At 64.5% G+C, this 25738-nt stretch carries 24 protein-coding genes, 2 tRNA genes and 1 pseudogene; 12 read left to right on the forward strand and 15 right to left on the reverse strand.

Annotation, left to right across the window (positions count from 1 at the left end):
* The first annotated feature begins 72 nt into the window (after nucleotides 1–72).
* On the forward strand, nucleotides 73–1578 hold the full coding sequence (locus IEX32_RS10515; RefSeq protein ID WP_188771220.1) for a M48 family metalloprotease: 1506 nt from the start codon (nucleotides 73–75) through the stop codon (nucleotides 1576–1578).
* 66 nt (nucleotides 1579–1644) lie between these two features.
* On the opposite strand, the gene IEX32_RS10520 is transcribed toward IEX32_RS10515, so the two are convergent.
* On the reverse strand, nucleotides 1645–1815 hold the full coding sequence (locus IEX32_RS10520; protein ID WP_188771222.1) for a Flp family type IVb pilin: 171 nt from the start codon (nucleotides 1813–1815) through the stop codon (nucleotides 1645–1647).
* Nucleotides 1816–1937: 122 nt separating this feature from the next.
* Entirely contained in the window at nucleotides 1938–2126 is a 189-nt protein-coding gene (locus IEX32_RS10525; protein ID WP_188771225.1) for a Flp family type IVb pilin, read from the reverse strand.
* 96 nt (nucleotides 2127–2222) lie between these two features.
* On the opposite strand from IEX32_RS10525, the gene IEX32_RS10530 reads away from it, so the two are divergent.
* The 3 genes from IEX32_RS10530 to IEX32_RS10540 all read left to right on the forward strand — a co-directional run bounded on the left by IEX32_RS10530 (nucleotide 2223) and on the right by IEX32_RS10540 (nucleotide 2938).
* Nucleotides 2223–2642: a (deoxy)nucleoside triphosphate pyrophosphohydrolase gene (locus tag IEX32_RS10530; RefSeq protein ID WP_188771227.1), complete on the forward strand. Its 420-nt coding sequence runs from the start codon at nucleotides 2223–2225 to the stop codon at nucleotides 2640–2642.
* Between the two features lie 44 nt (nucleotides 2643–2686).
* A tRNA-Arg gene (locus IEX32_RS10535) sits at nucleotides 2687–2763 on the forward strand.
* A gap of 98 nt (nucleotides 2764–2861) precedes the next feature.
* Nucleotides 2862–2938, forward strand: a tRNA-Arg gene (locus IEX32_RS10540).
* Between the two features lie 56 nt (nucleotides 2939–2994).
* On the opposite strand, the gene IEX32_RS10545 is transcribed toward IEX32_RS10540, so the two are convergent.
* Together IEX32_RS10545 and IEX32_RS10550 are read right to left on the reverse strand one after the other, a co-directional pair.
* Nucleotides 2995–4299 (reverse strand): chloride channel protein, encoded by a 1305-nt coding sequence (locus IEX32_RS10545; RefSeq protein WP_229736310.1) that lies wholly within the window; start codon nucleotides 4297–4299, stop codon nucleotides 2995–2997.
* Between the two features lie 251 nt (nucleotides 4300–4550).
* Complete coding sequence (locus IEX32_RS10550; protein ID WP_188771231.1) at nucleotides 4551–5147, reverse strand: hypothetical protein; 597 nt, start codon at nucleotides 5145–5147, stop codon at nucleotides 4551–4553.
* A 367-nt stretch (nucleotides 5148–5514) separates the two neighbouring features.
* Between IEX32_RS10550 and IEX32_RS10555 the strand changes: the two genes are divergently transcribed.
* Together IEX32_RS10555 and folE are read left to right on the forward strand one after the other, a co-directional pair.
* Nucleotides 5515–7050: a phospholipase D-like domain-containing protein gene (locus tag IEX32_RS10555; RefSeq protein WP_188771233.1), complete on the forward strand. Its 1536-nt coding sequence runs from the start codon at nucleotides 5515–5517 to the stop codon at nucleotides 7048–7050.
* Complete coding sequence (gene folE, locus IEX32_RS10560; protein WP_188771235.1) at nucleotides 7047–7655, forward strand: GTP cyclohydrolase I FolE; 609 nt, start codon at nucleotides 7047–7049, stop codon at nucleotides 7653–7655. Before IEX32_RS10555 ends, folE begins: the two co-directional genes overlap by 4 nt.
* A gap of 91 nt (nucleotides 7656–7746) precedes the next feature.
* On the opposite strand, the gene IEX32_RS10565 is transcribed toward folE, so the two are convergent.
* From IEX32_RS10565 to IEX32_RS10590, 6 genes are all read right to left on the reverse strand, one after another.
* Complete coding sequence (locus IEX32_RS10565; RefSeq protein ID WP_188771237.1) at nucleotides 7747–8430, reverse strand: RES family NAD+ phosphorylase; 684 nt, start codon at nucleotides 8428–8430, stop codon at nucleotides 7747–7749.
* Nucleotides 8430–8837, reverse strand: a complete 408-nt coding sequence (locus IEX32_RS10570) for an antitoxin Xre-like helix-turn-helix domain-containing protein (RefSeq protein ID WP_188771239.1) — start codon at nucleotides 8835–8837, stop codon at nucleotides 8430–8432. Before IEX32_RS10570 ends, IEX32_RS10565 begins: the two co-directional genes overlap by 1 nt.
* A gap of 83 nt (nucleotides 8838–8920) precedes the next feature.
* Nucleotides 8921–9202: a hypothetical protein gene (locus tag IEX32_RS10575; RefSeq protein ID WP_188771241.1), complete on the reverse strand. Its 282-nt coding sequence runs from the start codon at nucleotides 9200–9202 to the stop codon at nucleotides 8921–8923.
* Nucleotides 9203–9206: 4 nt separating this feature from the next.
* Complete coding sequence (locus IEX32_RS10580) at nucleotides 9207–11750, reverse strand: cbb3-type cytochrome c oxidase subunit I (protein ID WP_188771243.1); 2544 nt, start codon at nucleotides 11748–11750, stop codon at nucleotides 9207–9209.
* Nucleotides 11747–12697, reverse strand: a complete 951-nt coding sequence (locus IEX32_RS10585) for a cytochrome c oxidase subunit II (protein WP_188771245.1) — start codon at nucleotides 12695–12697, stop codon at nucleotides 11747–11749. The genes IEX32_RS10580 and IEX32_RS10585 overlap by 4 nt, the downstream gene beginning before the upstream one ends.
* An 8-nt stretch (nucleotides 12698–12705) precedes the next feature.
* Nucleotides 12706–13116 (reverse strand): c-type cytochrome, encoded by a 411-nt coding sequence (locus IEX32_RS10590; RefSeq protein WP_229736311.1) that lies wholly within the window; start codon nucleotides 13114–13116, stop codon nucleotides 12706–12708.
* A gap of 326 nt (nucleotides 13117–13442) precedes the next feature.
* On the opposite strand from IEX32_RS10590, the pseudogene IEX32_RS21195 reads away from it, so the two are divergent.
* Nucleotides 13443–13718 (forward strand): annotated as a pseudogene (locus IEX32_RS21195) (c-type cytochrome); the annotation flags it as partial.
* A gap of 49 nt (nucleotides 13719–13767) precedes the next feature.
* Here IEX32_RS21195 and IEX32_RS10595 read toward each other — a convergent pair.
* The 5 genes from IEX32_RS10595 to argJ form a co-directional block, all read right to left on the reverse strand.
* Entirely contained in the window at nucleotides 13768–14439 is a 672-nt protein-coding gene (locus tag IEX32_RS10595) for a cytochrome b (protein ID WP_188771247.1), read from the reverse strand.
* Nucleotides 14436–15173 carry a cytochrome c oxidase assembly protein gene (locus tag IEX32_RS10600; RefSeq protein ID WP_188771249.1) on the reverse strand — a complete coding sequence of 246 codons (738 nt, stop codon included), beginning with the start codon at nucleotides 15171–15173 and terminating at the stop codon, nucleotides 14436–14438. The genes IEX32_RS10595 and IEX32_RS10600 overlap by 4 nt, the downstream gene beginning before the upstream one ends.
* A gap of 254 nt (nucleotides 15174–15427) precedes the next feature.
* The gene (locus IEX32_RS10605; RefSeq protein WP_188771250.1) at nucleotides 15428–16249 is read right to left on the reverse strand and encodes an inositol monophosphatase family protein; all 822 of its coding nucleotides are present in this window, start codon (nucleotides 16247–16249) and stop codon (nucleotides 15428–15430) included.
* Complete coding sequence (locus IEX32_RS10610; RefSeq protein ID WP_188771252.1) at nucleotides 16246–16869, reverse strand: glutathione S-transferase family protein; 624 nt, start codon at nucleotides 16867–16869, stop codon at nucleotides 16246–16248. Before IEX32_RS10610 ends, IEX32_RS10605 begins: the two co-directional genes overlap by 4 nt.
* Nucleotides 16869–18095, reverse strand: coding sequence for a bifunctional glutamate N-acetyltransferase/amino-acid acetyltransferase ArgJ (gene argJ / locus IEX32_RS10615; protein WP_188771254.1), 1227 nt, complete (start codon nucleotides 18093–18095; stop codon nucleotides 16869–16871). Before argJ ends, IEX32_RS10610 begins: the two co-directional genes overlap by 1 nt.
* Before the next feature lie 125 nt (nucleotides 18096–18220).
* Between argJ and IEX32_RS10620 the strand changes: the two genes are divergently transcribed.
* From IEX32_RS10620 to IEX32_RS10640, 5 genes are all read left to right on the forward strand, one after another.
* The gene (locus IEX32_RS10620) at nucleotides 18221–18553 is read left to right on the forward strand and encodes a hypothetical protein (protein WP_229736312.1); all 333 of its coding nucleotides are present in this window, start codon (nucleotides 18221–18223) and stop codon (nucleotides 18551–18553) included.
* 105 nt (nucleotides 18554–18658) lie between these two features.
* Nucleotides 18659–21397, forward strand: coding sequence for a preprotein translocase subunit SecA (gene secA, locus IEX32_RS10625; RefSeq protein ID WP_188771257.1), 2739 nt, complete (start codon nucleotides 18659–18661; stop codon nucleotides 21395–21397).
* A gap of 200 nt (nucleotides 21398–21597) precedes the next feature.
* Complete coding sequence (locus IEX32_RS10630; RefSeq protein ID WP_188771259.1) at nucleotides 21598–23721, forward strand: TonB-dependent siderophore receptor; 2124 nt, start codon at nucleotides 21598–21600, stop codon at nucleotides 23719–23721.
* The gene (locus IEX32_RS10635) at nucleotides 23721–24299 is read left to right on the forward strand and encodes a hypothetical protein (protein WP_188771261.1); all 579 of its coding nucleotides are present in this window, start codon (nucleotides 23721–23723) and stop codon (nucleotides 24297–24299) included. Before IEX32_RS10630 ends, IEX32_RS10635 begins: the two co-directional genes overlap by 1 nt.
* The gene (locus tag IEX32_RS10640) at nucleotides 24296–25603 is read left to right on the forward strand and encodes a PepSY-associated TM helix domain-containing protein (RefSeq protein WP_188771263.1); all 1308 of its coding nucleotides are present in this window, start codon (nucleotides 24296–24298) and stop codon (nucleotides 25601–25603) included. The genes IEX32_RS10635 and IEX32_RS10640 overlap by 4 nt, the downstream gene beginning before the upstream one ends.
* Nucleotides 25604–25738 lie beyond the last annotated feature (135 nt).

The following is a 25738-nucleotide window of genomic DNA, read 5'->3' on the forward strand; positions in this document are numbered from 1 at the left end:
CAAGCCGGTGCGCGGGCTGTTTCTCGCGTGCAGGGAAGATCGCAAGAATCGAGCATTTCAGGAAGGAAGGACATGATTAAAGCATCGCGACGCGTCAGGATCGCGGCCCTTGCCGTCACCACCGGCACGGCGGTGGCATTGGCGCTGACGGCCTGCACGCCCGCCACCGGTGGCGGGGTTGCCTCGGCGGGCACTCCGGGTACGCCTGCCTCGATCAGCCAGGCCGACAAGGCCGAAGGCGCTAAGGCGCATCCGCAGCTCCTCGCGGAGTTCGGCGGGTCCGTTTCGGGTCCGCAGGCTGCTTATGTGGAGACGGTGGGCAAGAACATCGCGGTGCAGTCCGGCCTCAGCAACGCGCGCGGTGATTTTACCGTGACCTTGCTGAATTCACCGGTGAACAATGCCTTCGCGATTCCCGGCGGTTATGTCTACGTCACCCGCCAGCTCACCGCGCTGATGAACAACGAGGCGGAACTGGCCGGCGTGCTCGGGCATGAAGTCGGCCATGTCGCCGCGCGCCATGCCGCCAAACGTGAGCAGACGGCGCAGCGCAACCAGATCCTCGGCGCGATCGGTTCGATCCTCTCTGGCGTTCTGCTTGGCGACAATTCGTTCGGACAGCTCGGTCAGGAACTGTTCTCGCAAGGCTCGCAGCTGCTGACGCTGAAATACTCGCGTTCGCAGGAGCTTGAGGCGGACCGGCTCGGCATCGCCTATCTCAATCGCGCCGGGTACGATCCGCGCGCGATGGCAACGGTGCTCGAAAGCCTCGCCCGGCAGAACGCGCTGGAAGCGCAGCTGCGCGGCACGCGCAATCAGGTTCCTGAATGGGCTTCGACGCACCCCGATCCCGCTTCGCGCGTGCGTGATGCCATGGCGAGCGCCGGGGCCGGCGCCACGGGTACGATCAACCGCGACGCTTTCCTCACCGGCATCGACGGGCTCGTCTACGGGGACGATCCGAAGCAGGGCGTGATCGAAGGCAGCAGGTTTACGCATCCGGTCCTGCGCTTCGCGTTCGAGACGCCGGACGGCTTCTACATGGTCAACGGAACCCGCGCGGTTTCGATCAACGGCCAGTCCGCAAAGGCGCAGTTCTCCGGCGGCCCGCTTGGCACGGGTCTCGACGCGTATGTCCAGGGCGTCTTCGCCGGGCTGACCGGTTCGGGGCAGCCTCGTCTCACGCCGTCCATAGAGCGGACCACCGTGAATGGCATACCGGCGGCCTATGGCGTTGCGCGGGCGCAGGTATCGAACGGCAGCGTCGATGTCGTCGTCTTCGCCTACGATTTCGGAAACGGCCAGGCCTATCACTTCGTGACAGTCTCCCAGGCGGGCGGCGCGGGCGTGTTCAATCCCATGTTCCGCAGCCTGCGCCGCCTTTCGGCGGCAGAGGCCGGCACGGTGAAGCCCCGCCGGATCGATGTGGTGACTGTAAGGCCGGGCGACACCCTCCAGTCGCTGGCGCAGCGTATGTCCTACAGCGATGCGAAGCTGGAACGGTTCCTGGTGCTCAACGGCCTGCGGACCGATTCCGCGCTGACGCCGGGACAGAAGGTGAAGATCGTTACGTATTGAATCGCCGAACGAAAATGGGCGGCAGGTTTCCCTGCCGCCCAAATTCTTCAATTGGCTTCGCGCTACTTAGTTGGTTGCTTCCATCGTGCTCGAGGTCTTCTCGAAGGTGGCAGTCAGCTGTTCGCCCATGCCCTGCATGGCGGCGATCGCGGCAACGGCGATGAGTGCGGCGATCAGACCGTATTCAATCGCGGTGGCGCCTTCTTCGTTGCGGCGCAGTTTGCTGAGAAACTTCATCACATGTCTCCTGATAAGCAGTCTTGTATACCCGGCCCGGCCCGCTCTAATCCCCATTAGCTCTCCGGACGTTTACGTGATTACGGGCGATTCCTTGAGAAATGCTTAAGTCCGCGCGCTCGTCAGCCGCCGTTGATTGCCTCGGAACTCGTGTTGGCCATGTTGTCCCACATATCGACCGTGACGGTGGCGACACCGCTGAGCGCCGCGAACATGGCGAGCACGATCATTCCCAGGATGAGCGCATATTCGACAGTGCTTGCGCCGGTTTCGTCCTGCAGCAATTGGGCAAGGATGCGTTTGCGTGCCATGATTACCTGCATGTCCCCTGATATGCTGGGGGATGTCACTTCGATCTTAATTCCTTGTTAAAAAGGCGCACCGAACTGGAAAAAACTCTTACACCCATGCTGGTCGTCGCGGTCGCGCTGACTGGCCCAGACGGACGTATCCTCATGCAGCAGCGGCATTTCTCGGCCGTACATGGCGGCTTGTGGGAATTTCCCGGTGGCAAGGTGGAAATCGGCGAAACGCCCGAAAACGCGGCCGTGCGCGAGCTTGAAGAGGAACTCGCCGTGCGAATCGATCCGGCGGCGCTGGAGCCGGTGAGCTTCGCCAGCGGGCTGACTGCGCAAGGCACGGCTCCCCGCCGGCCGCTTGTCATTCTTCTTTACGCCTGCGGTGCCTGGGCCGGCACGCCGCATGCGCGCGAGGCGGAGGCAATCGCCTGGCATCCGCCCACGGCGATCTGCGACCTGCGGATGCCGCCGCTCGACTATCCGCTGGCTGACGCCTTGTGCGGTTTCCTGGCCGGGAAGACGATATAGGCGTTGACCGAAGCCGAATCCCTTTCTATTGGCGCACCTCCAACGCGCCCGTAGCTCAGCTGGATAGAGCATCAGACTACGAATCTGAGGGTCGGACGTTCGAATCGTTCCGGGCGCGCCATTTCCTCCCGTCCCTGGGCAGGAGGAAAGGATCATGCCAGGCATGGCGGAGGGATATGCGCCGCAAGGCGAGCCCCCGCGGAAACCTTGGGCTCGTGCGCGCCCGTAGCTCAGCTGGATAGAGCATCAGACTACGAATCTGAGGGTCGGACGTTCGAATCGTTCCGGGCGCGCCATTATGTGTTCGCCCCAAGGGCCGGGCGGTCGCAGCCGCGACCTTGGCTTTCCTCGCTCAGGCTTGTTTGGCGGCAGTTTCGCCGGGCTTGGTGCTTTGCACCATGAACCCCCGTGAGAGGCCGTGATAGAGCTTTTCGCGGCACACCAGCTTGCTTACGGCATCGGCGATGATCGCGGTCATGAACAGCGGCAGGATCATGCCCCGGCTGGCCGTCGTCTCCATGAGAATGATAACGGCGGTCAGCGGCGCGCGCACGACGCCGACGAAATAGCCGGTCATGCCCAGCAGCACGATCGCCGGCATGGGATATTCGGGGAACATATAGGAGAGCAGCTGACCGAAGCCCGCGCCCACTGACAGCGAAGGCGCGAAGATGCCTCCGGGGGCGCCGGACAGCGCGGTCGCGGTCGTGGCCAGGAACTTGGCCGGGCCAAACCAGGGCGAGGCGCTTTGCTGCCCTTCGACCATCAGCTTGGTGGTTTCGTAACCCGTGCCCCAGGTCGATCCGCCCGTCAGCACGCCGATGACGGCGACGATCAGGCCGCAGGCGAACGCGGCGCGGACGGGACGCTTTCGCACGGCGACGAATACGGCGTGTCCGCTGCGGGCGAAGGCGAGGAGGCAGCGTGCGAACAGCCCGCCCAGCGCGCCGCCAAAGATGCCCGCGACCGGTGCGGTAAGGATCACCGCGCCGAATTTCAGCGTATCATGCATGACGCCGAAATAGACATAGTTTCCGGCGATCGCGAGGCTGACGAGGCCCGAGGCGACCACGGCCGCCATGACCAGCACGGCGACGCGCTGCTCGAAAGCCGAAGCCAGTTCCTCGATGGCGAACGCGACCCCGGCCAGCGGCGTGTTGAATGCCGCTGCGACGCCCGCCGCGCCGCCCGCGATCAGCACTCCGGCCGTCATCGGCACCCGCAGGAACCTGTGGCAGGCGACCATGATCGCGGCGCTGACCTGGACCGTCGGCCCCTCGCGCCCGACCGAGCCGCCGACAAGCAACATGGCGATCGTCAGGAGCAGCTTGCCCAGTGCCGTCGGCAGCGAGAGAAGCCTAGAATAGGTGAGGTCGAGGTCCTTGCCGGCGGCAATGACCTGCGGGATGCCTGAGCCCTTTGCCGCGGGCGCCCAGGTATTGGTAATCCATACGACGGCGGCGAATACCGTGGGGGTCAGGATCAGGGGAAGGTAGGGGGATTGGGTCGCGGCCCTCGTGAAGATCTCCTGCGCCCTGTCTCCGAACCAGGCGAAGACTATGGCCACCAGCCCGAGTACGATTGCGCCAATTGCCGTCGCCGCGCGCCGCCGGGCGAGGTCGAAGGAAGTGTCGAAGCCGGGGACGGCCCTCGCCAAGTTGAGGATTTTCTCCGGAAAGTTCAAGGCGGGGCGGCTCGGTTTGGAAACGCAAGGGAAGAACGGCACGCGGCGGAAACGCCAGCCCCTATTGGCTATTGCACAGCGGCGCCGCAAGGATTTTCCCGGGAAACTCCTCCCTGACGAGCAATCGTCTCGCTGAAAGGAAAGGGCCGGACACGACAATTGTCGCGCCCGGCCCCGTACGTTTTCGCGCTGACGAACTTATCAACGCCGTGGAAGCCTTTGTTTTACTCGGCGACCGTCGCGGCGTTCTCCTCGCTCGAGGGGGGGGCACTGGCGTCCGCGCTCGCTTGCGCGGTGCCGGCGGCCTGCGTCGCCTGGGCAAAATCCGCCGCGGTCATGCCGAGCGCCAGCGACTGATCCGCTGTCAGTCCGATGTAGGACTTCTTGAGCACGGCATTGGAGCCATCGCTCAGCGTAACGGTGACGTCGTCGCCTTCGACTTTCGAGACGGTGCCGAGCGCTACTCCGTCGCTGCTCTTGATTGCAGCGCCGACCACGAGAGTGGCATCCTTGGCTGCGTCGGTCTGAGCCGCCGCGCCGCTGATGGCCGCTTCGAGCTGGGCCTTCGTCATGCCGATGGTCAGGCCCTTTTCGCGCACGGCGAAGGCACTCTTGGGAAGGCCAGCGCGGGCGGTGCCGGTTGAGACCGTGATGACGTCGCCCTGGACCGATTCCACGGTGCCGACTTCGTTGCCTTCGGGGCCGAAGACCTTGGCTCCCACCGTCGGGGCGACCGCGGTAGCGGCAGCGTCCTGCGCCACCGCGGCGACGGGAGCCAGGCTCGCTGCAGCTATCGCGGCGGCGATGAGGGATTTCTTCATGTTATACTCCTTCTCGTGCGAGACCGTCATGCGGCCCCGGTACTGGCTCTCAATCACGCGAGAGCACGAAAGGGGGTCCGGATCGTTGCCGGACGAATGACCCGACCCGAAGGGCCAGGAGCCCGCTTCGCGCGACGATGATCGTCGTTGCCGGAAGCGGACAGCGGGGCGTGATTGCTACACGCGCGAAGACGAATGGCGGCTGAACGGCGATAGATCAACCGCCCAATTGACGTTTTGGCGTCAAAGAATGGCAGAAATCCGCCATGCGGAGTAAAAGTTCGGATAAATCCGCGTGCGCCGGTGCGACTCGGCGCCTGGAAAACGGGCTTGATCCTGTGAACTGCCTGATCCAGCAAGGCTGGTAATGAGCGAGACGGGTGCCGAAACGGCAGAGGAAACGGAAGGCGGCCGGCGGTCGGTATGGCGCTATGCCATGGCCACTCGCGCCCATCTCGTGATCGATGCTGACGACTACTTCGATGCCATGCGCGAAGCGATGCTCGAGGCTCGACAGCGCATTTTCCTGATCTTCTGGGATTTCGATTCGCGCATTCTGCTCTCGTCCGGGCGCCGCTGGTGGCAAAGCGGGCGCAAGGAGCGGTTTCCCGCGCGACTCGGTTCGTTCATTCTCTGGCTCGTGCGCCGCAACGGCGACTTGAACATACGCATCCTGAAGTGGCAGTTCTCGCTGTTCAAATCGCTGTTTCGCGGGACGATGATCTTCGATCTTGTCCGCTGGTTCATGCATCGCCGCATCGACTTCAAGTTCGATTCCGCGCATCCGATCGGTTGCAGTCATCACCAGAAGATCGTCGTTATCGACGATGTCGTGGCGGCGTGCGGCGGCATCGACATGACGTCGGACCGCTGGGACACCAGCGAGCACCTGCCGAAGGACACGCGGCGCCGTCGCAGCAGCGGGCGTCTTTATGGTCCCTGGCATGACGTCACCATGCTGATGGAGGGCGACGTTGCCATCGCGTTCGGCGAACTCGGGCGAGAGCGCTGGCGGGCGGCGGGCGGCGAACCGCTCGAACCGTGCCGGCCCCAGCGGGAGAGCCCGTGGCCGAGCGCGATCGAAGCCGAGTTCGAGAACGTGGAGGTCGGGATCGCGCGCACGCGTCCGGCGTGGGGCCAATGCGGGCAGGTCACGGAGATCGAGGAACTGTTCATCGAGCAGATCCGCCGCGCGCAGCGGTTCATTTATGCCGAGACGCAGTATTTCGCCTCGCGGGCCATCGCGGAGGTCATCTGCGAGCGGCTTCTGGAAGACGATCCGCCCGAGATCGTGATCGTCAATTCGCTTGCGGCGGACGGCTGGCTGGAACAGATCGTCATGGACACGGCGCGCGTCCACCTTCTGGAGGCGCTGAGGCAGGCGGACCATGCGCGGCGCCTGCACATCTACGCGCCTTATGCCTCGGATGGCACGCCGATCTACATCCACTCCAAGCTGATGATTGTCGACGACGAGATCCTGCGCGTGGGCTCGGCCAACATGAACAACCGCTCGATGGGGCTCGACAGCGAGTGCGACGTATTCATCGACACGCGCCGGCCGGCCAATGCCGGGGTGGGACCAGCCATCACATCCCTGCGCATCCGGCTGCTTGCCGAGCATTGCGGGGTCAAGGAGGAAGTGATCGAAACCGGGCTGGAGCGCCATGGCTCCATGGCGGCAACGATCGGATCGCTGGTGCCGGCGGGCAAATATGTGGAACCCTTGCCCTTGAAACATCTTTCGGATGCTGAAAGAGCGCTCGGCGAGAGCGCGTTGCTCGATCCGGAGCGGCCTGGCGAATTGTTCGAGCCGATCGAGCGTCGCGGGTTGTTTCGCCGCAAGGGGCAACTCATGCGGATGAAGCTGATGCTGAGGTTACAAAGGAGATCCAGGGGATGAGCAGTCTGGTAGGGCCCGACGAAGACAATCCGCTCGGCAAGCCCCCTGTCCCTACGGAAGTACAGGATGCCATCCGCACCCTGATCCGCTGGGCCGGGGACGATCCGGAGCGTGAAGGCCTACTGGACACGCCCCAGCGCGTCGCGCGGGCGTGGAAGGAATACTGCATCGGTTACGCCGAAGATCCGGCCATCCATCTCTCGCGCATTTTCGAGGAAGTGGGCGGCTATGACGAAGTGGTCCTGCTCAAGGACATTCCGTTCCAGTCGCATTGCGAACATCACATGGCGCCGATCATCGGCAAGGCCGCGATTGCCTATCTGCCGCGCGATCACGTCGTCGGCATCTCGAAGCTCGCGCGCGTGCTGCACGGGTATGCGCGCCGCCTGCAGATTCAGGAGCGCCTGACCGCCGAAGTCGCGCAGTGCATCTGGGACCATCTCCAGCCGCACGGCGTCGCGGTGGTGATCGAGGCGAACCACGCGTGCATGTCCGCGCGCGGCGTCCGAACGCCGGGCGTGGGAATGATTACCAGCCGGATGATGGGCACTTTCCTGGAGGACGACCGCAGCCGCAAGGAAGTGCTCAGCCTGATGGGATACTGATTTCCCAGGACCGGCTGCCGGGTCCTCGTCACCCTGAAACAGATTCGGCGTGAGGAGGACCTGGCAGCGAATTTCAGTTCAAGATGATTGGCTAGTTGAAGACCTTCTTTTCGTAAACAGTTACGATTTCCCGGCCGTTCCAAACATAGCAGAGGTGTCGTTCCTGCCGGCAATTGGCGAGGAGGCGGGGGCGGAACACCGCAGCGCATTCACCGCCGTTGTGGCGCACGCTTTGGTAAGCGATGCCATTCGAGCCTTGCTCACGCAGGTCGAGGCCGAGTGCCTGCCCGGCGACATAGCTGCCTTCGGCATAGAGGGCAGGGTGCGTGCCGCGCAGGCCGCGAATGTCGTGCAGCTTGGCGTCGAGGTCGACGGCGTAAACACGCATATCGAGTTCCTGCGCGGGCTCATGCGTATAGTTCAGGAATCTGGCCCGGTGGTAACGGGTTTCGGCCACTGCCGTCTCGACTGAGTGGGCCGCATAGAATACCCCGAAACTGCCATCGCAAAACCGGCTGCCATCGGGATTAAGATGCGTGAACGCCGCCATTATGGCGGAGGTTCCGGGCCCCGAGACGCGATCATCCAGCGGAACGAGTGTCAGGTCGCCGACTTCCTCGCGGAGACGGTCATTGGTCATAGCCTCGATCGCATAGACCGCCTCGAGGTCGGCCGGGTCGGCGATGTCCTCGAACAGCGAAATCGGCGGGAACCGGCTCGCCACGATCCGGTAGCATGGCGCCCATTGTACGTGCGCCGTGGGGATGTCCGCCATCAACCGCGCTGTGCATCGATATACTGGCGCACAACATACAAGTCGGCGACGTTGCCCGAGGTCATCCGCTCGATCGCCGGACGCCCGGAAAAGAGAGGCGCGGCGTTGGGCTTGCGGACCCATTCGTCGGCCGAGCGGGGAAGGAGAAGCTTGAGCCCCTTGTAGATACCCATCACGTAGGAAATACGCTCAAGCGCGTCCTTGGGGATCGCGGAGACCGCACCGCGCTTCCAGGTCTGGAAGGTCGAACGGCTGTCGAGCCCGAGGAGTTTCATCTGCTCGGCTTCCTTGAGTCCCCAAGCCTCCGCGATACGGAAGAATGTTCGCAGGGCAGGACCGGAAAGGTCCTTCCGGGTGAACGTCTTATCCGGGGCGGCTCGACGGGTGGGCTGGGCAGCGGCGGCCATGGGCCTGTCTCCTATCTCCACGCCTGTATGTGCGATATCTGCTCAAAAATCAAGATTCGATCGGTTTCTGATCCATGATGCCGTCAGCCCAGGAGTGGCGGAAGCGTATCGTAGGCGACACCCCCGGCGGCAAGGGCGATGCCCAGTCCGGAAACGGAACACAGCGTTTTCGTTCTTCGCCAGCGCCACAGCGCCGCGAGGAGCAGAACGGCCGCGAGGCTGAGCGCCATTGCGATCCATCGCGCCTCCGGCTGGTCGGGAAAGGCGCTGCTGGCGGCCCAGACCAGCGTGAAATGCCCGGCCCAGACGAACATGGCGAGAACGAGCGCCACCCAGTCTGTACGGTTGTGGAAGTCGTTGCCCATCGGGCTATCCTCCCGGAAAGATGCGAGGAAGCAGGGATATGACCGCGCCTTGCAATGACGCGAAGCCGATGAAGCGCACGACGACGTCCAGAGTCACGTTGGCCGGCGGGGTCAGCAGTCCGCGCCCGCTGCGATAGCCCAGATAGCCGGCCATGATGATCGCGACTGCCACCAGACAGCCCTGGAATGCGAGCAGCGCGAAGACCGTCGCGCCCTGGCCGCTTGCCGCGGGCGAGAGCCCGGCGGCTTGCCATCCGGTGACGTCCCAGTAGAGCGCGCCTGCCAGCAGTCCGGCGCCCAGCACGGTGAGCAGCCATGGACCCTGACCGGGGAAGGTGCCCGCATCGTGCCCGGCGAGCACCCTGCGCGACGCCAGGGCGGACAGGAACGCCAGCGCCAGTACGCCGGCGATTCCGGCGGTCTGGGCCAGACCGGGCGGCGCTATCCATACTTCTGGATGAATCCCGTAAAGGTAAAGGTGGCTGAACAATCCCATGAGGGCGATCATGCCTATTACGGCCATCATCGTATTGAGCGCCCACCAGCCGTGGCTGGTCGGGCCGGTGATGGCGATGGGAATGGTGATTCCGCCGCCGATCTCAGCCTCGGTGATGTGGATCGGCCGGTCTGTTTCCCATAGCCAGCGCAGCACGCACAGCGTGGCCACTATGCCGCTGAACACCGCGAACGAATAGGCCTGGATCGTCAGCGAGAGGAAGAAGAACGCCGTGAATATGGCCGCTGCCACGGGGAAGGGCGAGGGCCCCGGCATGAGTTGCAGGTATTGCGGCTCGGCGTTGACCGGGCTGGTGATGATCGTCTCGCGCAGGCCCGTGGCGCTGTTCGGAAGGAAATAGCGGCCTTCGGCCACGTCCTCGCACATCCGGGGGTCATCCCAGAGCGGCTCGCGGCTGCGTACAAGCGGGATCGAGCGGGTCGAATACAGGCCGGTGGGGAGCCATTCCAGCGTGCCGCCTCCGTAGATGTTGCCCGCGTCGTGCTCTGTGGTGAACCGGAAATTGCGGGCAAGATCGATCAGGAACAGCGCTATTCCCGCCGCCAGGATGAACGCGCCGACCGTGGAGGTGAGGTTCAGGACGTCCAGCCCCCGGTCCGGCAGATAGGTATAGACCCGGCGCGGCATGCCCATGAAACCCGTCAGGTGCATCGGCAGGAATGTCACGTTGAGCCCCGTGAACATGAGCCAGAAGACCCATTTGCCCAGCCGCTCGCTGAGCGGATTGCGGCTCGTCATCCCGTTCCAGTAGTAGAAGGCGGCGAACATCGGGAAGACCATTCCGCCCAGCAGCACGTAATGCAGGTGCGCGACGATAAAGTAGGTGTCGTGCACCTGCCAGTTGAACGGGACCATGCCCAGCATCACGCCGGTCAGCCCGCCCATCGTGAACAGCACGATGCTGCCGACCACGAACAGCGCGGGCGTGCTCCAGCGGATCTTCCCGCTGGCCAGAGTGGCGATCCAGCAGAACACCTGGATGCCGGCCGGCAGGCTCACCGCCATGCTCGCGGCGCTGAAATAGCCGGCCGAGACGCGCGGCATGTCGGTGGCGAACATGTGGTGCGCCCAGACACCGAAGCTGATGAACCCGGTCGCCACCAGCGCCAGCACGTTGAGCCGGTATCCCACCAGCGGCGTGCGCGCGACAGTCGCCACCATCATGCTCATCAGGCCGGCGGCGGGCAGGAAGATGATGTAGACCTCGGGATGGCCGAAGAACCAGAACAGGTGCTGCCACAGCAAGGGATCGCCGCCACGCGTCGGGTCGAAGAACGGCCAGTTGAAGGCGCGTTCGATTTCCAGGAGCAGCGTGCCCAGAATCACGCTGGGAAAGGCGATCACGATCATCACCGCGAAGACCAGCATGGCCCAGGCGAACATCGGCATGCGGTCCAGCGTCATGCCCGGCGCACGGGTGCGCAGCACGCCGACGATGATCTCCACCGCGCCGGCGATCGCGCTGATCTCGATGAAGCCGATGCCCAGCAGCCAGAAATCGGTATTGATTCCGGGGCTGTACGTGATCGAGGTCAGCGGCGGATACATGAACCAGCCGCCGTCGGGCGCCAGCCCCACGAAGAGCGAGGCGAAGAAGAACAGCCCGCCGACCAGATAGGCCCAGAAGGCATAGGCGGAAAGGCGCGGGAACGGCAGGTCGCGCGCGGCCAGCATCTGCGGCAACAACAGGATGCCTATCGCCTCCACCGCCGGCACGGCGAAGAGGAACATCATGATCGTGCCGTGCATCGTGAAGAACTGATTGTAGGTTCCCTGCGGCAGAAATTCCTGCAAGGGCGCGGCAAGCTGTATGCGCATGCCTAGCGCTAGGATGCCGGCAAGCAGGAAGAACAGGAACGCTGCGGCGACGTAGAAGAATCCGATGTAATTGTTGTTGACCACCGTCATCAGGCCCCAGCCCCTGGGTGCGGCCCAGATCCTGTTCAGTTCCTCGACCTCGCCTTCCGGCCGGGGCTCGCGGACCGGGAAGAGGTCGTACAACGCGTGATCGAAGCCGGTCTCGGACTTCATTTCTGCCGTCCGAGCCAGTCGGCGATGGCGTCCAGCTTTTCGGCAGGGAGCATGGAATAGCTGGGCATGCGATTGCCCGGCTTGATCGACTGGCTGTCGCCGATCCAGCCCATCAGCGTGCCGTGGTTGTTGGGCAGAATGCCCGCGCCGAGCGTGAGGCGTGAGCCGACATGCGTAAGGTCCGGCCCGATAAGGCCATTCGCCTCGGTTCCCGCCACGCGGTGACAGGCACCGCAGCCGCTTTCCAAGAATATCCGCCTTCCCGGCATCGCGGGTCCCGCCGGAGCAGCGGCCTGCGCGGCGTGTCGCTCCGCGAGCCAGCCTTCCCACGCCGCGCGCTCGTGCGCCACGGCGACGAAGCCCATCAGCGCGTGGGGGCCGCCGCAATACTCGGCGCAGACGCCGCCATAGCGCCCCGCCTTGTCGGCCTGGACGCGCAGGAAGAGCTTGCGGCCCGGTATCATGTCCTTCTTGCCGGAAAGGTGGGGCACCCAGAAGCTGTGGATCACATCGGCGGAGCGCAGCTCCAGCACCACGGGCTCGCCCACGGGCAGATGGATCTCGTTGGCGTCATTCAGGATCACCTCGCCATTCGGGCCGAGATACTGCACGCGGAACCACCACATTTCGCCAGTCACGCGAATGCGCGTCTCCTTGCCGGTGATGCCTTGTGTGAGCGACGCGGTCAGCGTCAGGCCCCAGACGAGCAGGATTGTCAGGACCACGGCGGGAAAAGCGACGCCGCCGATCCAGACGACCTTCTCGCCGCCGAGCTTCGATTTGATCCAGGGCGGCCCCTTGATCGCCACCCACAAGGCGACGATCACGACGCCGGTAACGAGCAGGCCCATGGCGAACAGGGCCCAGGCGAGCACGGTCACCTTTTCGGCATAAGGCCCGGCCGGATCGAGCACCGGCGGCGGCCAGCCCCAGAGCGGCTCAAGCATGGCAAGGCTCAGTCATCGTCGATCCTGTAGAGGTAGGCGGCCACGTCGCGCGCCTCGCTTTCGCTCAGCGGCATGGCGGGCATGAGCGAGCCTGGCTTCGCGGCGGGCGCGTTGCGGACGAACGCGGCGAGGTTGGCGGGAGTGTTCGCCAGTTGCCCGGCGATGGGTCCGATATCGTCGAAGCCGACGAGCGAGGGAGCGGTGCGGCCCTTGGGCCAATCGAGGCCGGGGATTTCGTGGCAGGCGCCGCAGCCGACCGTTTCCATGGCGGAGAGCCCACGTGCCGCGGCTGCGGCGTCCGCGTCTATGCGGGAGGCGGGCGGCTGCTTGCAGGCGCTGAGCAGCGCCAGACCGGCCATCATCGCCCAGACGGGGGCGACGGGCCGCAGCGGCAGTTTCGAACGATCCCGCATCGGCATTGGGAACCGTCGGGCTCTGGCGAAGGTTCCCGTTATGAATGGCTTGGACTCCCGCAAATGCCGCGCGCCGTTTCCTGTGCGCCTCCTGTGCCTGTCTGACGGCGGGCTGCACCGAGGCGGAGCCGACCACGGGGCCGTTCGAAACGAGCGGGGAGCTTGTCGCGCTGAGCGGCGGCGACGCGGGCGCGCAGGGTGCCTGCGTCACGTGCCATGGCCTGCGGGGGGAGGGCAACGGCGGCGATGCGCCGCGTCTCGCCGGTCTCAACGCGGGTTACATCGTGCGTCAACTCGACAATTTCGCATCGGGCCTGCGGCGCCATCCGCAGATGACGTGGATCTCCGACCACACCGACTGGCCGGCCCGATTGAGGCTGGGAGAGTACTATGCGGGCCTGCCCGTTCCCGAGGCAGTCCCCGACGCCGGTCCGGTCACGCCGGCCGCCTGTGACACGGCGATAGCGCGGCTTTACCATGAAGGTGCCCCCGAGCGGGGCCTCGAGGCCTGCGCGAGCTGCCATGGCGACGACGGACTGGGTGTCGGCGCCGGCAACCCGCCGCTGGCCGGCCAGCCGGTCCACTACCTCGCCGCGCAGTTGCGGCATTGGCGCAGCGGCAAGCGCTATGGCGATCCTCTGCGCGAAATGCTCCATGTCAGCCTTCGCCTTTACGAGGAGGAACTGGAACCTCTGGCTGGCTATAGCGCGGCCCTTCGGGGTGCCGGTGCGTATCCGGCACTTCCGGCATCATGCCTTCAAGAACGTCGTGCTGGTCCCAGAAATGGTGCTTGAGCGCGGCGAACGCGTGCGCGGGCACGAGCAGCGTGAGCACGATGACGCCCGCGACGTGCCAGTTCTCCGCATGGTCCAGCAGCCAGTACTGCCATTCGGGAGAAAGGTCCTGGAATGGCATCCCAGGAATCGGGATCAGTCCCGCGAGGTGCAGCGGGCGGGCCGGCTGGATCGAGGACCACAAGATCCACCCCGTCAGAGGCAGGATCACGAACAGCGCATAGAAGATCGCGTGCGTGACGTGCGCGGCCGTCGTACGCCAGCCCAGCCTGTCCGCATCGTTGATCGGGCCGGGCACGACAAGCCGCCAGACCAGACGCAGGACACCGAGCAACAGCAGCGCCAGACCGATCTCGCTGTGCAGCTTGTAGGCATCCAGCTTGTCCGCGCCGACGAGGTAGCGTTGCATCGTCCAGCCGGAATAAAGCTGGTAAAGAACGAGCGCGGCCATGACCCAGTGGAAGATCACACCGACCGGGGTGTACTTGCCCCGTTCCCGATAGCTTTCGGCCCAGGTGCGCAGCGGCCCGATCATCGTGCGGGCCGCGTTTCGTCCAGGGAGCGATATAGGATCGTCATCGCCGCGATCAGGTAGATGGCCGAAGCGGGCGCCCACATGACGATCCCCGCGATCTGCTGGTCCTCGAGCGGTGAGAGGCCCCAGGGCTGCGTTGTCAGCCAGTGCGGAGTGTAGAGCGCTCGCCCTGCGAAAGTGATCAATGCGCCGAGGATACCCATCAGCACCATGGCCCCCAGCAGGGCGGCCACCGACGCGGCTGCCGGGGCACGCAAGACCTTGAACCACCACATGGCGGCGCTGGCGGTGATGGTCGTCTGCATGACCCAGAACACGGCGTCGGACGACAAGGCAGCCGCGTAGAGCGGCGGGGCGTGCCAGGCCCAGAGCACTGCGCCCTGAAGCCCCGTCCAGACCATCAGGGACCCTGGTACGCGATCACGGCACCCGGGCAGGCTGATAACCAGAAGCGGAGCCAGCACCGTCGCGAGCAGCACATGATGAACCACGCGTGCCGTGAACAGGGCAGAGGAAAGCGCGCAGAAGGGCGAAACGAACAGAAGCAGCACACACCCCAGCGTGAGCGCGGCCGAACGCTCCTCCAGCCTGCTTCCGCGCTGCAGCAGCCACCATGCGAGGGCCGCCCCGGCCACGGCGCCCAGAAGCCATGGATCCAGATTCCAGCGCGCGTACCAATCCTGGGGGACGGGCGCTGCGCCGCAATAGGGCTCCCAGTTCGGGCTGCTGGACATCGCGCGGAAGAAACCCTCGTCGTGTTTCGCGGTCTTTCCACAATACAATCGCACGGGAGTTCTCAGGGTTCCATTACGACCTGATGGGCATGCCTCTTCGCCAGGCAGCGCCCATACTGAGCGGCGCAGTCGCCGTCCGACCCATGTTAACGCAGCCGTCTCAGTTCCTCCCCTGCCCGGGGGGAACTTATGTCCGTTTTGTCAGCGTGGCCCGTCCGGCCGCTTTCGGCTCGAACCTCGCAGAGCAGCTGCGATTAACTCGCGTCCGTCGCTATTCCCGCGAGAATCTCTACGAACTCGTCCCACAGGCGGGGTGACGAGGCGCCGACCAGATCCGGCCGTTCATATTCGTCGACGCGATAGTCGCTGCCGTCCGGCCGCGCGGCCTTGCCGCCGGCCTCGTTGAGGAACAGCACGCCTGCGGCATGATCCCAGGGCAGGGTGCGATTGAAGACCGAGATGTCGTTGATGCCAAGGACGAGGCGCGGGTACTGCTCGGCCGCACAGCGCGGGATATCGACGAGACGGTAATGCGGGGCGATATGCTTCCTGACCCGCTCGCGCTGCCCTTCGTCGAGAAATACGGTCGAGATCGCCGCGACGGGACGGGGCTCTCCGCTGGCGCGCGCCGTGATACGTTCACCATCGATCCATGCGCCCGCCCTCTTTCCGGCATGGCAGAAGCGTCCGCTCACCGAATCCAGAATCCAGCCGCCGATCGTCTCGCCTCTGTCCGCGAGCGCCACCAGGATGCCGAAGGGCGGCTTGCCATGCGCGAAGTTGTTGGTGCCGTCGAGCGGATCGACGATCCAGCACAGCCGGTCCTTCAGCCGCTCCATGATGGAAGCGTCGTCGTGAACCGCCTCTTCGCCCACAACCGCCGCTTCGGGGAGCAGGGCGGCGAGCTTTTCGGTCAGGATCGCTTCGCTTTCATGATCGGCGACGGTGACGACGTCATTCGCCGCCTTGGCGATGATCTCGTGGTTGGCGAGCGCGCGATAGCGCGGGGTAATGGCGCGATCCGAAGCGTCGCGCATGATCGCTTCGACGGAACTGGTGAGGGCGGGCGTCATCATGTCAGCGGGATCATGACCTGTTCTGCATAGCCGGGGCGCCGCCTGATCCGTTCGTACCAGTTCGCGATCGCCGGGAACTCAGGTTTGTCGAATGGCAGGCTGAACCAAGTATACGCATATACGCCCATGGGAATGTCGCCGATGCCGAAATATTCGCCCGAAAGCCACGGCGTTTCCAAAAGATACCTTTCCATCACGGCGAGCTGTCGCGCGCATTCGTCAATGCCGCGCTCGATCGCGAACATATCCCACTGTTCGCAGGGGGTACGGGCGAAGCTGAGGAAGGGTAGGCGCTGCGCTTCGGCATAGACCTGCTGCCAGTCCATCCAACGCTCGGCCAGGGCGCGGTCGAGCGGGGCCGCGCAAAACCAGCGGTCTCCACCGTACTCGGCCGCCATGTAACGCAGGATAGTGTTCGATTCCCACAAGACGACTTTGCGGTCCTCTATCATCGGAACCATGCCGTTGGGGTTCTTGTTGAGGTACTCCGCAGTGTAACCGAAACTGCCGCCTATATCGTTGCGGACGTAGTCCAACCCCAGTTCCTCGGCGAACCAGACTACCTTTTTGACGTTGTGGGAGTTGAGCCGTCCCCAGATCGTGAACATCGGGTGGGCCATCAGCTGCGATAGTCCGCGTTGATCGAGATGTAGCCGTGCGTCAGGTCGCAGGTCCAGACCGTGGCCTGACCGTCGCCGAGACCGAGATCGACTTCGATGGTCACATCCTGCCCCTTGAGGTGCGCGGCGACGGGCGCTTCGTCGTAGTCGGCGAGGGGAAGCCCCTCGCGCGCGGCCCACACTCCGCCGAAGCCTATCGAGAGCTTGTCGCGGTCGGCCGCTTCACCCGCCTTGCCGACCGCCATGACGACGCGCCCCCAGTTGGCGTCCTCGCCGGCGATCGCGGTCTTCACGAGCGGGGAGTTGGCGATGGCGAGGCCGATCTTGCGGGCGCTCTCGTCCGACACCGCGCCGGTGACGGTCACGGCGATGAACTTGCTCGCGCCCTCGCCATCGCGCACCACGAGGTGGGCGAGCTGGCGGCACACGTCGTGGACGGCGGCGGCGAAGGCGTCCGCGCCGGGGCTGTCGAAGGAAGCGAGCGGGGCGTTGCCGGCCTTGCCGGTGGCGAAGGCGAGCACGGTGTCGCTTGTCGAGGTGTCCGAATCGACGGTGATGCACGAGAACGTGCGGACATTCGCCGCCGAAAGGCATTGCTGCAGGAACGCGGGCTCCACCGCCGCGTCGGTGAAGAGGTAGCCCAGCATCGTCGCCATGTCCGGCGCGATCATGCCCGAGCCCTTGATGATGGCGCTGATCGAGACCGTCTTGCCGCCCACTACCGCCGTCGCAGTGGCACCCTTGGCGAAAGTGTCGGTCGTGGCGATGGTCTGGGCGGCGTCTTCCCAGGAGCAGGGCTGCGCGGTGAGCGCCTTTGCCACGCCTTCGCGCGCCTTGTCCTTGGGCAGCGGCACGCCGATCACGCCCGTCGAGGAGACGAAGACCTGCTCGCGCGGACAGCCGATGTGGGCCGCTACCTGCTCCATGATCTGCTCCACCGCCTCGCGTCCGCGATAGCCGGTAAAGGCGTTCGAATTGCCGGCGTTGACCACGAGCGCGCGCGCCTGGCCCTGGCGCAGGTTCTCGCGCCCCAGCTCGACCTCGCTCGAACAGCACACGTTGCGGGTGAACACACCGGCGACCGTGGTTCCCGCATCGAGTTCCACATAGGTCAGGTCGCATCGGTCCCAGTCCTTGTAGCCGGCGCGCGCGACGCGCGGGACCGCGCCGGCGATCGGCGGGAGATCGGGAAAGGGCGATGCTAGCGGCGAGACGGGGTAGGCCATGGATGAATCGCCTAGCGCATGGCCGGGGCAGGTCAAGCGGGGATGGAACGCGCCCGATGGCGCGGTGCCGGATGAGGCGGGGCGATCATATCCCGTGCAGAATTCACGACGGGATGCGCTCTTCGGTGGACTATCGGGCAGGGTGCCACTATCTGGGCCTCATGGGGCATCGCCTGATCCTGACCCTGCTCGCGTTTTTGACGGGCTCCCTGTCTTTGGGATGGGCCGCGCAGATCGGCCCTGCCGAGGCGCGCGCATCGCAGGTTGCCAGCATGCACGTCGGCTCGGTTGTAGAGGCGGCGTCCGCCAGGACGCCGCGCGCGCCCGTCGCTCTGGCACGGCTGCCCGAGCCGGGTTTGCGCAATGCCCGCAGGCATGCGCCGGCTTTCGTCTCGGCCGATCCGCTGATCGTGACCGCGCCTGCCGTCCTTGCCGGGATCGACCGCGCGCGCGAATAGCGCTGCCGCCAGACCACCGCTTTTCCGCAAGGAACTTCGCACCTGCCGCAAGCGGGGGTGCGCATCCGATACATAGATTTTCCACGATCAACAGGGATTCCCGCCATGCTCGGCGCTATCGTCAAATCGGTTTTCGGGTCGTCCAACGACCGCTACGTCAAGTCGCTCGACAAGATCGTCCAGCAGATCAACGCCTTCGAACCCACGCTGGAGGCCTATTCGGACGACGAGCTTGCGGCCCAGACCACCAGGTTCCGCCACCTGATTTCCGAGGGCAAGACGCTCGACGACATCCTGCCCGAGGCGTTCGCCACGGTGCGCGAGGCATCGAAGCGCGTCTTCGGCATGCGCCACTTTGACGTGCAGATGATCGGCGGCGTCGTCCTGCATCGCGGCGAGATCGCCGAGATGCGGACCGGCGAGGGCAAGACGCTGGTCGCCACCACCGCGACCTATCTCAACGCGCTGGAAGGCAAGGGCGTTCACGTTGTCACCGTCAACGACTACCTCGCCCGACGCGACGCCGAGTGGATGGGCCAGCTCCACCAGTTCCTCGGCCTCACCGTCGGCGTGATCGTGCCCAACCTCAACGAGTTCGAGCGCCGCGACGCCTATGCCGCTGACGTTACCTACGGTACCAACAACGAATTCGGCTTCGATTACCTGCGCGACAACATGAAGCATGAGCGCAGCCAGATGGTGCAGCGCCCCTTCAACTTCGCGATCGTCGACGAGGTCGACTCGATCCTGATCGACGAAGCGCGCACGCCGCTCATCATCTCGGGGCCGACCGACGACAAGTCGGAACTCTACATCTCGGTCGACGCCATCGTGAAGCAGCTCGTGCCCGAGGACTACGAGGCCGACGAGAAGACGAAGAACATCACGCTGACCGAGGACGGCGTTGAGAAGGCCGAGCGCATGCTGGAGGCCGCCGGGCTGCTGGTCGGCTCTAATCTCTACGATGTCGAGAACACGCAGGTGGTCCACCATCTCGACCAGGCACTCAAGGCCGTGGTCATGTTCAAGCGCGACACCGACTACATCGTGAAGGATAACAAGGTCGTCATCATCGACGAGTTCACCGGCCGCATGATGGACGGCCGCCGCTGGTCGAACGGCCTTCACCAGGCGGTTGAGGCCAAGGAAGACGTGCGGATCGAGCCTGAGAACCAGACGCTCGCCTCGATCACCTTCCAGAACTATTTCCGCATGTACCCCAAGCTTTCGGGCATGACCGGCACTGCCGCCACCGAGGCGGCCGAGTTCTATGACATCTACAAGATGAACGTGGTCACCATCCCGACCAACGTACCGGTCCAGCGCATCGACGAGGAGGACGAGTTCTACAAGAACACGCTCGACAAGTTCGGCGCCATCGCCAAGCTGATCCGCGAGAAGAACGAGAAGGGGCAGCCGGTTCTCGTCGGTACCGTCTCGATCGAGAAGTCGGAACTGCTTTCGGACTTCCTCAACAAGGAGGGCGTCAAGCACTCGGTGCTCAATGCCCGCTTCCACGAGATGGAAGCGCATATCGTTGCCCAGGCAGGCCGCCTCGGCGGGGTGACCATCGCCACCAACATGGCCGGTCGCGGCACCGACATCCAGCTCGGCGGCAATATCGATTTCCGCATCGAGGACGAGCTCAAGGATGTGCCCGACGGGCCGGAGCGCGAGGAAGCGCTCGCCCGCATCAAGGCCGAAGTCGCGGAGGAAAAGCAGCGCGTGCTCGACGCCGGGGGCCTTTGTGTCATCGGTACGGAGCGCCATGAAAGCCGCCGCATCGACAACCAGCTTCGCGGCCGTTCGGGCCGTCAGGGCGATCCCGGCCTTTCGAAGTTCTACCTCTGTCTTGAGGACGATCTCCTGCGCATCTTCGGGCCGGACACGCTCTTCGCCAAGATGATGAACTCCAACCTCGCGGATGGCGAGGCGATCGGGTCCAAGTGGCTCTCTAAAGCGATTGAGACGGCACAGAAGAAGGTAGAGGCGCGCAACTACGAGGTGCGCAAGCAGGTCGTCGAGTACGACAACGTGATGAACGACCAGCGCAAGGTCATCTACGAGCAGCGCGCCGACATCATGGATGCGGATACCGTCGACGACGTGGTCGTGGACATGCGCCACGACACGGTGAATGCGATCGTTGCCGATGCCTGCCCCCAGGGCTCCTATCCCGAACACTGGAACATTGCCGGGCTGAAGGAGAAGGTGAAGGACGTTCTCGCGGTCGACCTTCCGATCGAGGAGTGGATCGACGAGGACGGCATCGATCCCGAGGTGATGGAGGAACGCATTGCCCGGGCCGCCGACGAGCACATGGAAGCGAAGATGGCAAAGGACGATCCGGCCATCTGGCGTCAGGTCGAAAAGTCCATCCTGCTCGACCGGCTCGATCAGCATTGGAAGGATCACCTCGCTACGCTGGATGCGCTCCGCCAGGTGGTGTTCCTGCGCGCCTATGCGCAGAAGCAGCCGATCAACGAATACAAGCAGGAAGCCTTCGGCCTGTTCGAGCACATGCTGGAAACGATCCGCGAGGACGTCACCCGCATTCTCTCGGTCAGCGAATTGCGCATGCCCGAGCAGGCGCAGCTTCCTGAGCTTCCCGAGTTCCTGACCGGGCACATCGACCCGCTGACCGGGTTCGAGAATTCGAACGACGGCGATGGCTCGGCCCAGCGCGCGGCCCTGTTCGGATCGCTGGCCGGCAGCCCGCGGGCAGCAGCCAGCTCCGGCGGCTCGGCGGATAATCCCTATGCCGACATGTCGATCAGCCGCAATGCGCCTTGTCCCTGCGGTTCGGGCAACAAGTACAAGCACTGCCACGGCGCGCTGGTCTGATCCAACTGCCGCGATCCGGCCGCAGGCCGGTCTGAGATCCGTTTCCGGTTCCATGAGAAGCCGGTCGCGCCAAGGGTGCCGACCGGCTTCTTCCGTTCTGCGTTCTTGATTTCGCCCTGCCGATTAATCACGCCTTCTGGGCTTGCTAATGCGAATGACTCGCGTTAGCCCGCGAATCGTAAAGACCTACAGGGGGAATGATGAAGTCGTTTCGAACATTGGCCGTCTGCTGCACGGCACTCGTCTCCGTGCCCGCGTTTGCGGCCGACGACGCGGAAGCAGGCGCTTCGATCATCGTGACCGGTGATCGCGCGGGCAGCAGCCTGGCACTCAAGACCGATACGCCCGCGATCGAGACGCCGCAGCCGGTGACGGTCATTCCGGAAGATCTCTATACCGCGCAAGGCGCCGTCTCGATCAGCGATACCTTGCGCTACGTCGCTGGCGTACAGGCGAATCCCTACGGCCCGGACGGCCGCGTCGACGGCGGTTTCGTGCGCGGCATCAACGCGCTGCAGTTTCGCGACGGAATGCGCGACATCTTCAGCTACTACGCCAGCATCCGCGCCGATCCCTATAACTTCTCCTCGGTCCAGGTGATCCGCGGTCCGGCCTCGGTGCTGTTCGGACACGGTTCGCTGGGCGGCCTCATCAACCTCGAATCGAAGAAGCCGGAATTCGAGACGGACGGCGAGGTTTCGCTGCGCTACGGCTCGCACGACCGCAAGGAAGCGCTGGCGGACCTGACCGGCCCGCTCTCCTCGACGGTTGCGGCGCGCGTCGTGGCGAGGGTTCGCGACTCGGGAACGCAGACCGATCACGTTCCCGATGACCGCGTCCTGTTCTCGCCCTCGCTGACCTGGCAGCCAACCGAAGAGACAGACGTTACGCTGATCGGCCTCTATCAGGAGGACGATGGCGGATCGACCTCGCAGTTCCTGCCGTTGGTCGGCACGATCCTGCCCAACCCGAACGGCCGGCTGAAGAACAGCCTCTTCATCGGCAAGCCCGGCTGGGACCGCTACGACGGCCGCCTGCTGCAGGGCACGGCATTGGTAAGTCAGAGCTTCGGCGAGAACGTGCGGCTCAACCTCAAGGCCCGCTACATCGACAGCGATCTGAGCTATTTCACGCACTATCCCGACAGCTACGGTAATCCGGCCAATCCCTACGTACAGCCGGGCGTGATAGATCCCGATACGGACCAGTTGGCCAGGGATCCGCTGCAACGCACGATCGGCCTCTACTCGGATGCCAGCAAGGCGCGGATGGAGATATTCTCCACCGACAACAACCTGCAATTCGACTTCAATACCGGTGATGCGATCAGGCACACCCTGCTGGTGGGGGTCGATTACCTCTGGAACCGTGTGCGCAAGATCGGAGCTTATGGTTACGAGTATATCGACATCTACGACATCGACTACGATTCGCTGTCCGACTACGGCGGCGGTTTTCCCGACGGCGCCGTGCCATACGAGGATACCGAGCAGGAACAGCTCGGCTTCTATCTGCAGGACCAGATCCGGCTGATCGACCGCGTTTCGGTCGTTCTGGGGGTCCGTCACGACTTGGTAAACTCGAAGAGCTTCGGCGTCGAAGCCTTCGACGACAGCGCGACGTCCTTCCGGGCGGGGATCATTGGCGAGGTCGTTCGCGGCGTGTCGCCCTTCTTCAGCTACACCGAGAGCTTCGAGCCTATTGCGGGCACGGCGAGTGACGGAAACCCGTTCAGGCCGAAGCAGGGCCACCAGTTCGAAGGCGGCATCAAGTTCCATCCCACCGATGCGACGCTCGTGACGGTCACCGCCTATCACATCAAGGAAAACAATCGTCCGGTCGACGATCCGAGCACGGCCGATCCGTTAGACCAGATGCAAGCCGGCTCGCTCACTTCCAAGGGTATCGAACTCGAAGGCAATGCTGTCCTGCCCGGCAAGCTACAGCTCCTTGCGAACTTCAGCTACAACGAGGCCGAAGTTGAAGGAACCGAGGTCCAGCTCGACAATGTGCCTAAGTACAATGCCTCGCTCTGGGCCACGCGTCCGTTCGAGCTGGGCGAAGACCTCTCGCTGCTGCTCGGCGGCGGCGTGCGCTATACCGGCGCGCACCGGTCCTATGGTCCGGCTTTCCCGGATGGTGTCCGCACGCCCGGTTACACGTTGGTCGACGCGCTCGCCGAACTGAGCTGGCAGAACTGGTCCTTCCGGATCAACGCCACCAATCTGCTGGGCAAGCGCTTCTACTCGGCTTGCCTCGCGCGCGGTGACTGCTTCATGGGCGAGGAGCGCAACGTGTTCGGCACCGTGAGCTATCATTTCTGATGAACGGGGACGGCGTTCTTCTGCTCGGCGGGTTGGCGGCGATCGGCGGAGTGGCGCTGCTGCGGTTCTCGTGGTCGCGGCGCAAACGCTCGCATCGCCTCAATCTCGCCGGGTGGAGCCTGTTGGCGCTTGCCGTTGTGGCGGGCGCGCAGGCGGCCGGGGCGTGGGGCGTCGCGATAGAGGCGCTCGTCGCCATGGCGCTGGCCTTCGTCCTTCTCGCGTGGGCCGGCTGGACTTCGCCGCCGGGCGTCATGAAGGCCTCCAACCGCCGCGCGGGAATGCTGCCTGAAGGCGGCGCGCCGCTGCGGCTGCGGCGCCGCCTCACGACCTTCGCGCTGGTCGGCCTGATGGCGGTTTTCGCCGCCATAGGCCTTGCCCTCGGCCTGCGTATGCTGGCGCTTCTGGGCGGGGCAGGGGAGGCCGATGCGAATGCGCTGGCCCTGTTCACGACGCCGCTGGCGTGGAGCGGTCTTGTTTTTGCCATGTTGATGACGGGGGACCGGCGGCGCCAGCTCGCCATGCTGGCAATCGGCTGCCTTGTCGCCGTTCCCGCCTTTCTGACGGGAGTTCAAGCATGAGCACATCCCTCGAGCCGGGTACCGTCAAGCGCGCCCTTTCAGCTCATGCCGCAATTGGCCTGGTCGCCGGCGCCTTGCTCTATCTCGTCTCGCTGACGGGCACGATTTCGGTCTTCTACGAGGAACTGCAAAGGGTCGAGCAGCCCGGCGCGCCCGAGATGGCACGGATCGATCCCGACGCCGTGCAGCGCGGGGTGGAAGCCATGTTGGCCAGCGAGGCCGGAAAGCCGCCGACCACGCATCTGTTCGTCCACATGCCGACGGCGGGATTGCCGCGGGCGACCGCCATCACCGACACGCAGGCAAGGCACCTCAACGCCGAGGGCTCGCTCGCGGAGCCTGAGGAAATTGCCTGGTCGGACTTTCTTGTCCAACTTCACTACCTGCTGAACCTGCCCAGCCTCGTCGGCATCACGATCGTCGGCGTGCTGGGGGTGATGATGCTGGCGCTGGCGCTGTCCGGCGTCGTCGCGCATCCGCGCGTCTTCCGCGACGCATTCCGCCTGCGCGCGCGGGACAAGGGCGGCATCGGCCTTGCCGACTGGCACAACCGCCTGAGCGTGTGGACCCTGCCGTTCTCGATCACCATTGCCCTGACCGGTTCGGTGATCGGGCTGGGCACAATCACGGCATACGGCATCGCCAGTGCCAGCTACGACGGCGATACCGAGGCGGTCTATGCGCCGATCTTCGGAGGCGAGCCGGAACCCGACAAGAGGTCCGCGCCCGTTCCCGACGTGGCGGCGGCGCTGCGCTACATGACAGCCAATCATCCGGACGTGGCCCTTACCTACGTGGTCCTTCACGATCCCATGACCGCCGGGCAACGCGTTCAGCTCATAGGACCGCATCAGCGGCGCCTAATTTTTGGCGAGTATTACGCATTCGACGCGAAAGGGCGCTTTCACGGGACGGCCGGCCTTTCCGACGGCGCGATCGGCCAGCAGGCCGCGGCTTCGATCTACGGACTTCATTTCGGGAACTATGGAGGGCTCTGGGTCAAGATCGCCTATGGCGTGTTCGGACTGGCGCTGACCGCCGTGAGTGCCACCGGGGTCTATATCTGGCTCGGCAAGCGCCGGCGGCGCGGGCACGCTGAACCGGTGCTGCGCGCGGCGTGGGATGGCGTCGTCTGGGGGGCGCCGGTAATGATCGCGCTGACGTTCGCGGCGCGTATCCTGTTCGGTAACGAGGCTCCTTTTGTTGCGATGTTCTGGATCGGATACGGCACGATCATCGGGGCCTCGATACTCCGCACGAGGCGCAGGTTTGCCGCGCCGGACAGGCTCGTGGCTCAGGGGTAGTCCTAGGTGTGACCCCGTAGAAAGATATTACCCGCTAATTAAATATTAACCATTGTGGGCGACCATGTGGATCGACACCTGCGAAAGAACAGGAACGTACCCCAAGGTTTGCCAAATCTCCACAATTGGCCCGGC

It is taken from the genome of Novosphingobium endophyticum, assembly GCF_014640675.1.
GTDB classification, from domain to species: Bacteria; Pseudomonadota; Alphaproteobacteria; order Sphingomonadales; family Sphingomonadaceae; genus Novosphingobium; species Novosphingobium endophyticum.

Bases quoted from the DNA above. Each gene is read 5' to 3' on its own strand.
- IEX32_RS10565 (WP_188771237.1), bottom strand. From the start codon at position 8,430: ATGGCGGACATCCCCACGGCGCACGTACAATGGGCGCCATGCTACCGG.
- IEX32_RS10550 (WP_188771231.1), bottom strand. From the start codon at position 5,147: ATGAAGAAATCCCTCATCGCCGCCGCGATAGCTGCAGCGAGCCTGGCT.
- IEX32_RS10640 (WP_188771263.1), top strand. From the start codon at position 24,296: ATGAGCACATCCCTCGAGCCGGGTACCGTCAAGCGCGCCCTTTCAGCT.
- IEX32_RS10610 (WP_188771252.1), bottom strand. From the start codon at position 16,869: ATGGCCCACCCGATGTTCACGATCTGGGGACGGCTCAACTCCCACAAC.
- IEX32_RS10635 (WP_188771261.1), top strand. From the start codon at position 23,721: ATGAACGGGGACGGCGTTCTTCTGCTCGGCGGGTTGGCGGCGATCGGC.
- IEX32_RS10590 (WP_229736311.1), bottom strand. From the start codon at position 13,116: ATGCCGATGCGGGATCGTTCGAAACTGCCGCTGCGGCCCGTCGCCCCC.
- IEX32_RS10515 (WP_188771220.1), top strand. From the start codon at position 73: ATGATTAAAGCATCGCGACGCGTCAGGATCGCGGCCCTTGCCGTCACC.
- IEX32_RS10585 (WP_188771245.1), bottom strand. From the start codon at position 12,697: ATGCTTGAGCCGCTCTGGGGCTGGCCGCCGCCGGTGCTCGATCCGGCC.
- IEX32_RS10555 (WP_188771233.1), top strand. From the start codon at position 5,515: ATGAGCGAGACGGGTGCCGAAACGGCAGAGGAAACGGAAGGCGGCCGG.
- IEX32_RS10630 (WP_188771259.1), top strand. From the start codon at position 21,598: ATGAAGTCGTTTCGAACATTGGCCGTCTGCTGCACGGCACTCGTCTCC.
- argJ (WP_188771254.1), bottom strand. From the start codon at position 18,095: ATGGCCTACCCCGTCTCGCCGCTAGCATCGCCCTTTCCCGATCTCCCG.
- IEX32_RS10520 (WP_188771222.1), bottom strand. From the start codon at position 1,815: ATGAAGTTTCTCAGCAAACTGCGCCGCAACGAAGAAGGCGCCACCGCG.
- secA (WP_188771257.1), top strand. From the start codon at position 18,659: ATGCTCGGCGCTATCGTCAAATCGGTTTTCGGGTCGTCCAACGACCGC.
- IEX32_RS10530 (WP_188771227.1), top strand. From the start codon at position 2,223: ATGCTGGTCGTCGCGGTCGCGCTGACTGGCCCAGACGGACGTATCCTC.
- IEX32_RS10525 (WP_188771225.1), bottom strand. From the start codon at position 2,126: ATGGCACGCAAACGCATCCTTGCCCAATTGCTGCAGGACGAAACCGGC.
- folE (WP_188771235.1), top strand. From the start codon at position 7,047: ATGAGCAGTCTGGTAGGGCCCGACGAAGACAATCCGCTCGGCAAGCCC.
- IEX32_RS10570 (WP_188771239.1), bottom strand. From the start codon at position 8,837: ATGGCCGCCGCTGCCCAGCCCACCCGTCGAGCCGCCCCGGATAAGACG.
- IEX32_RS10595 (WP_188771247.1), bottom strand. From the start codon at position 14,439: ATGATCGGGCCGCTGCGCACCTGGGCCGAAAGCTATCGGGAACGGGGC.
- IEX32_RS10575 (WP_188771241.1), bottom strand. From the start codon at position 9,202: ATGGGCAACGACTTCCACAACCGTACAGACTGGGTGGCGCTCGTTCTC.
- IEX32_RS10600 (WP_188771249.1), bottom strand. From the start codon at position 15,173: ATGTCCAGCAGCCCGAACTGGGAGCCCTATTGCGGCGCAGCGCCCGTC.
- IEX32_RS10580 (WP_188771243.1), bottom strand. From the start codon at position 11,750: ATGAAGTCCGAGACCGGCTTCGATCACGCGTTGTACGACCTCTTCCCG.
- IEX32_RS10605 (WP_188771250.1), bottom strand. From the start codon at position 16,249: ATGATGACGCCCGCCCTCACCAGTTCCGTCGAAGCGATCATGCGCGAC.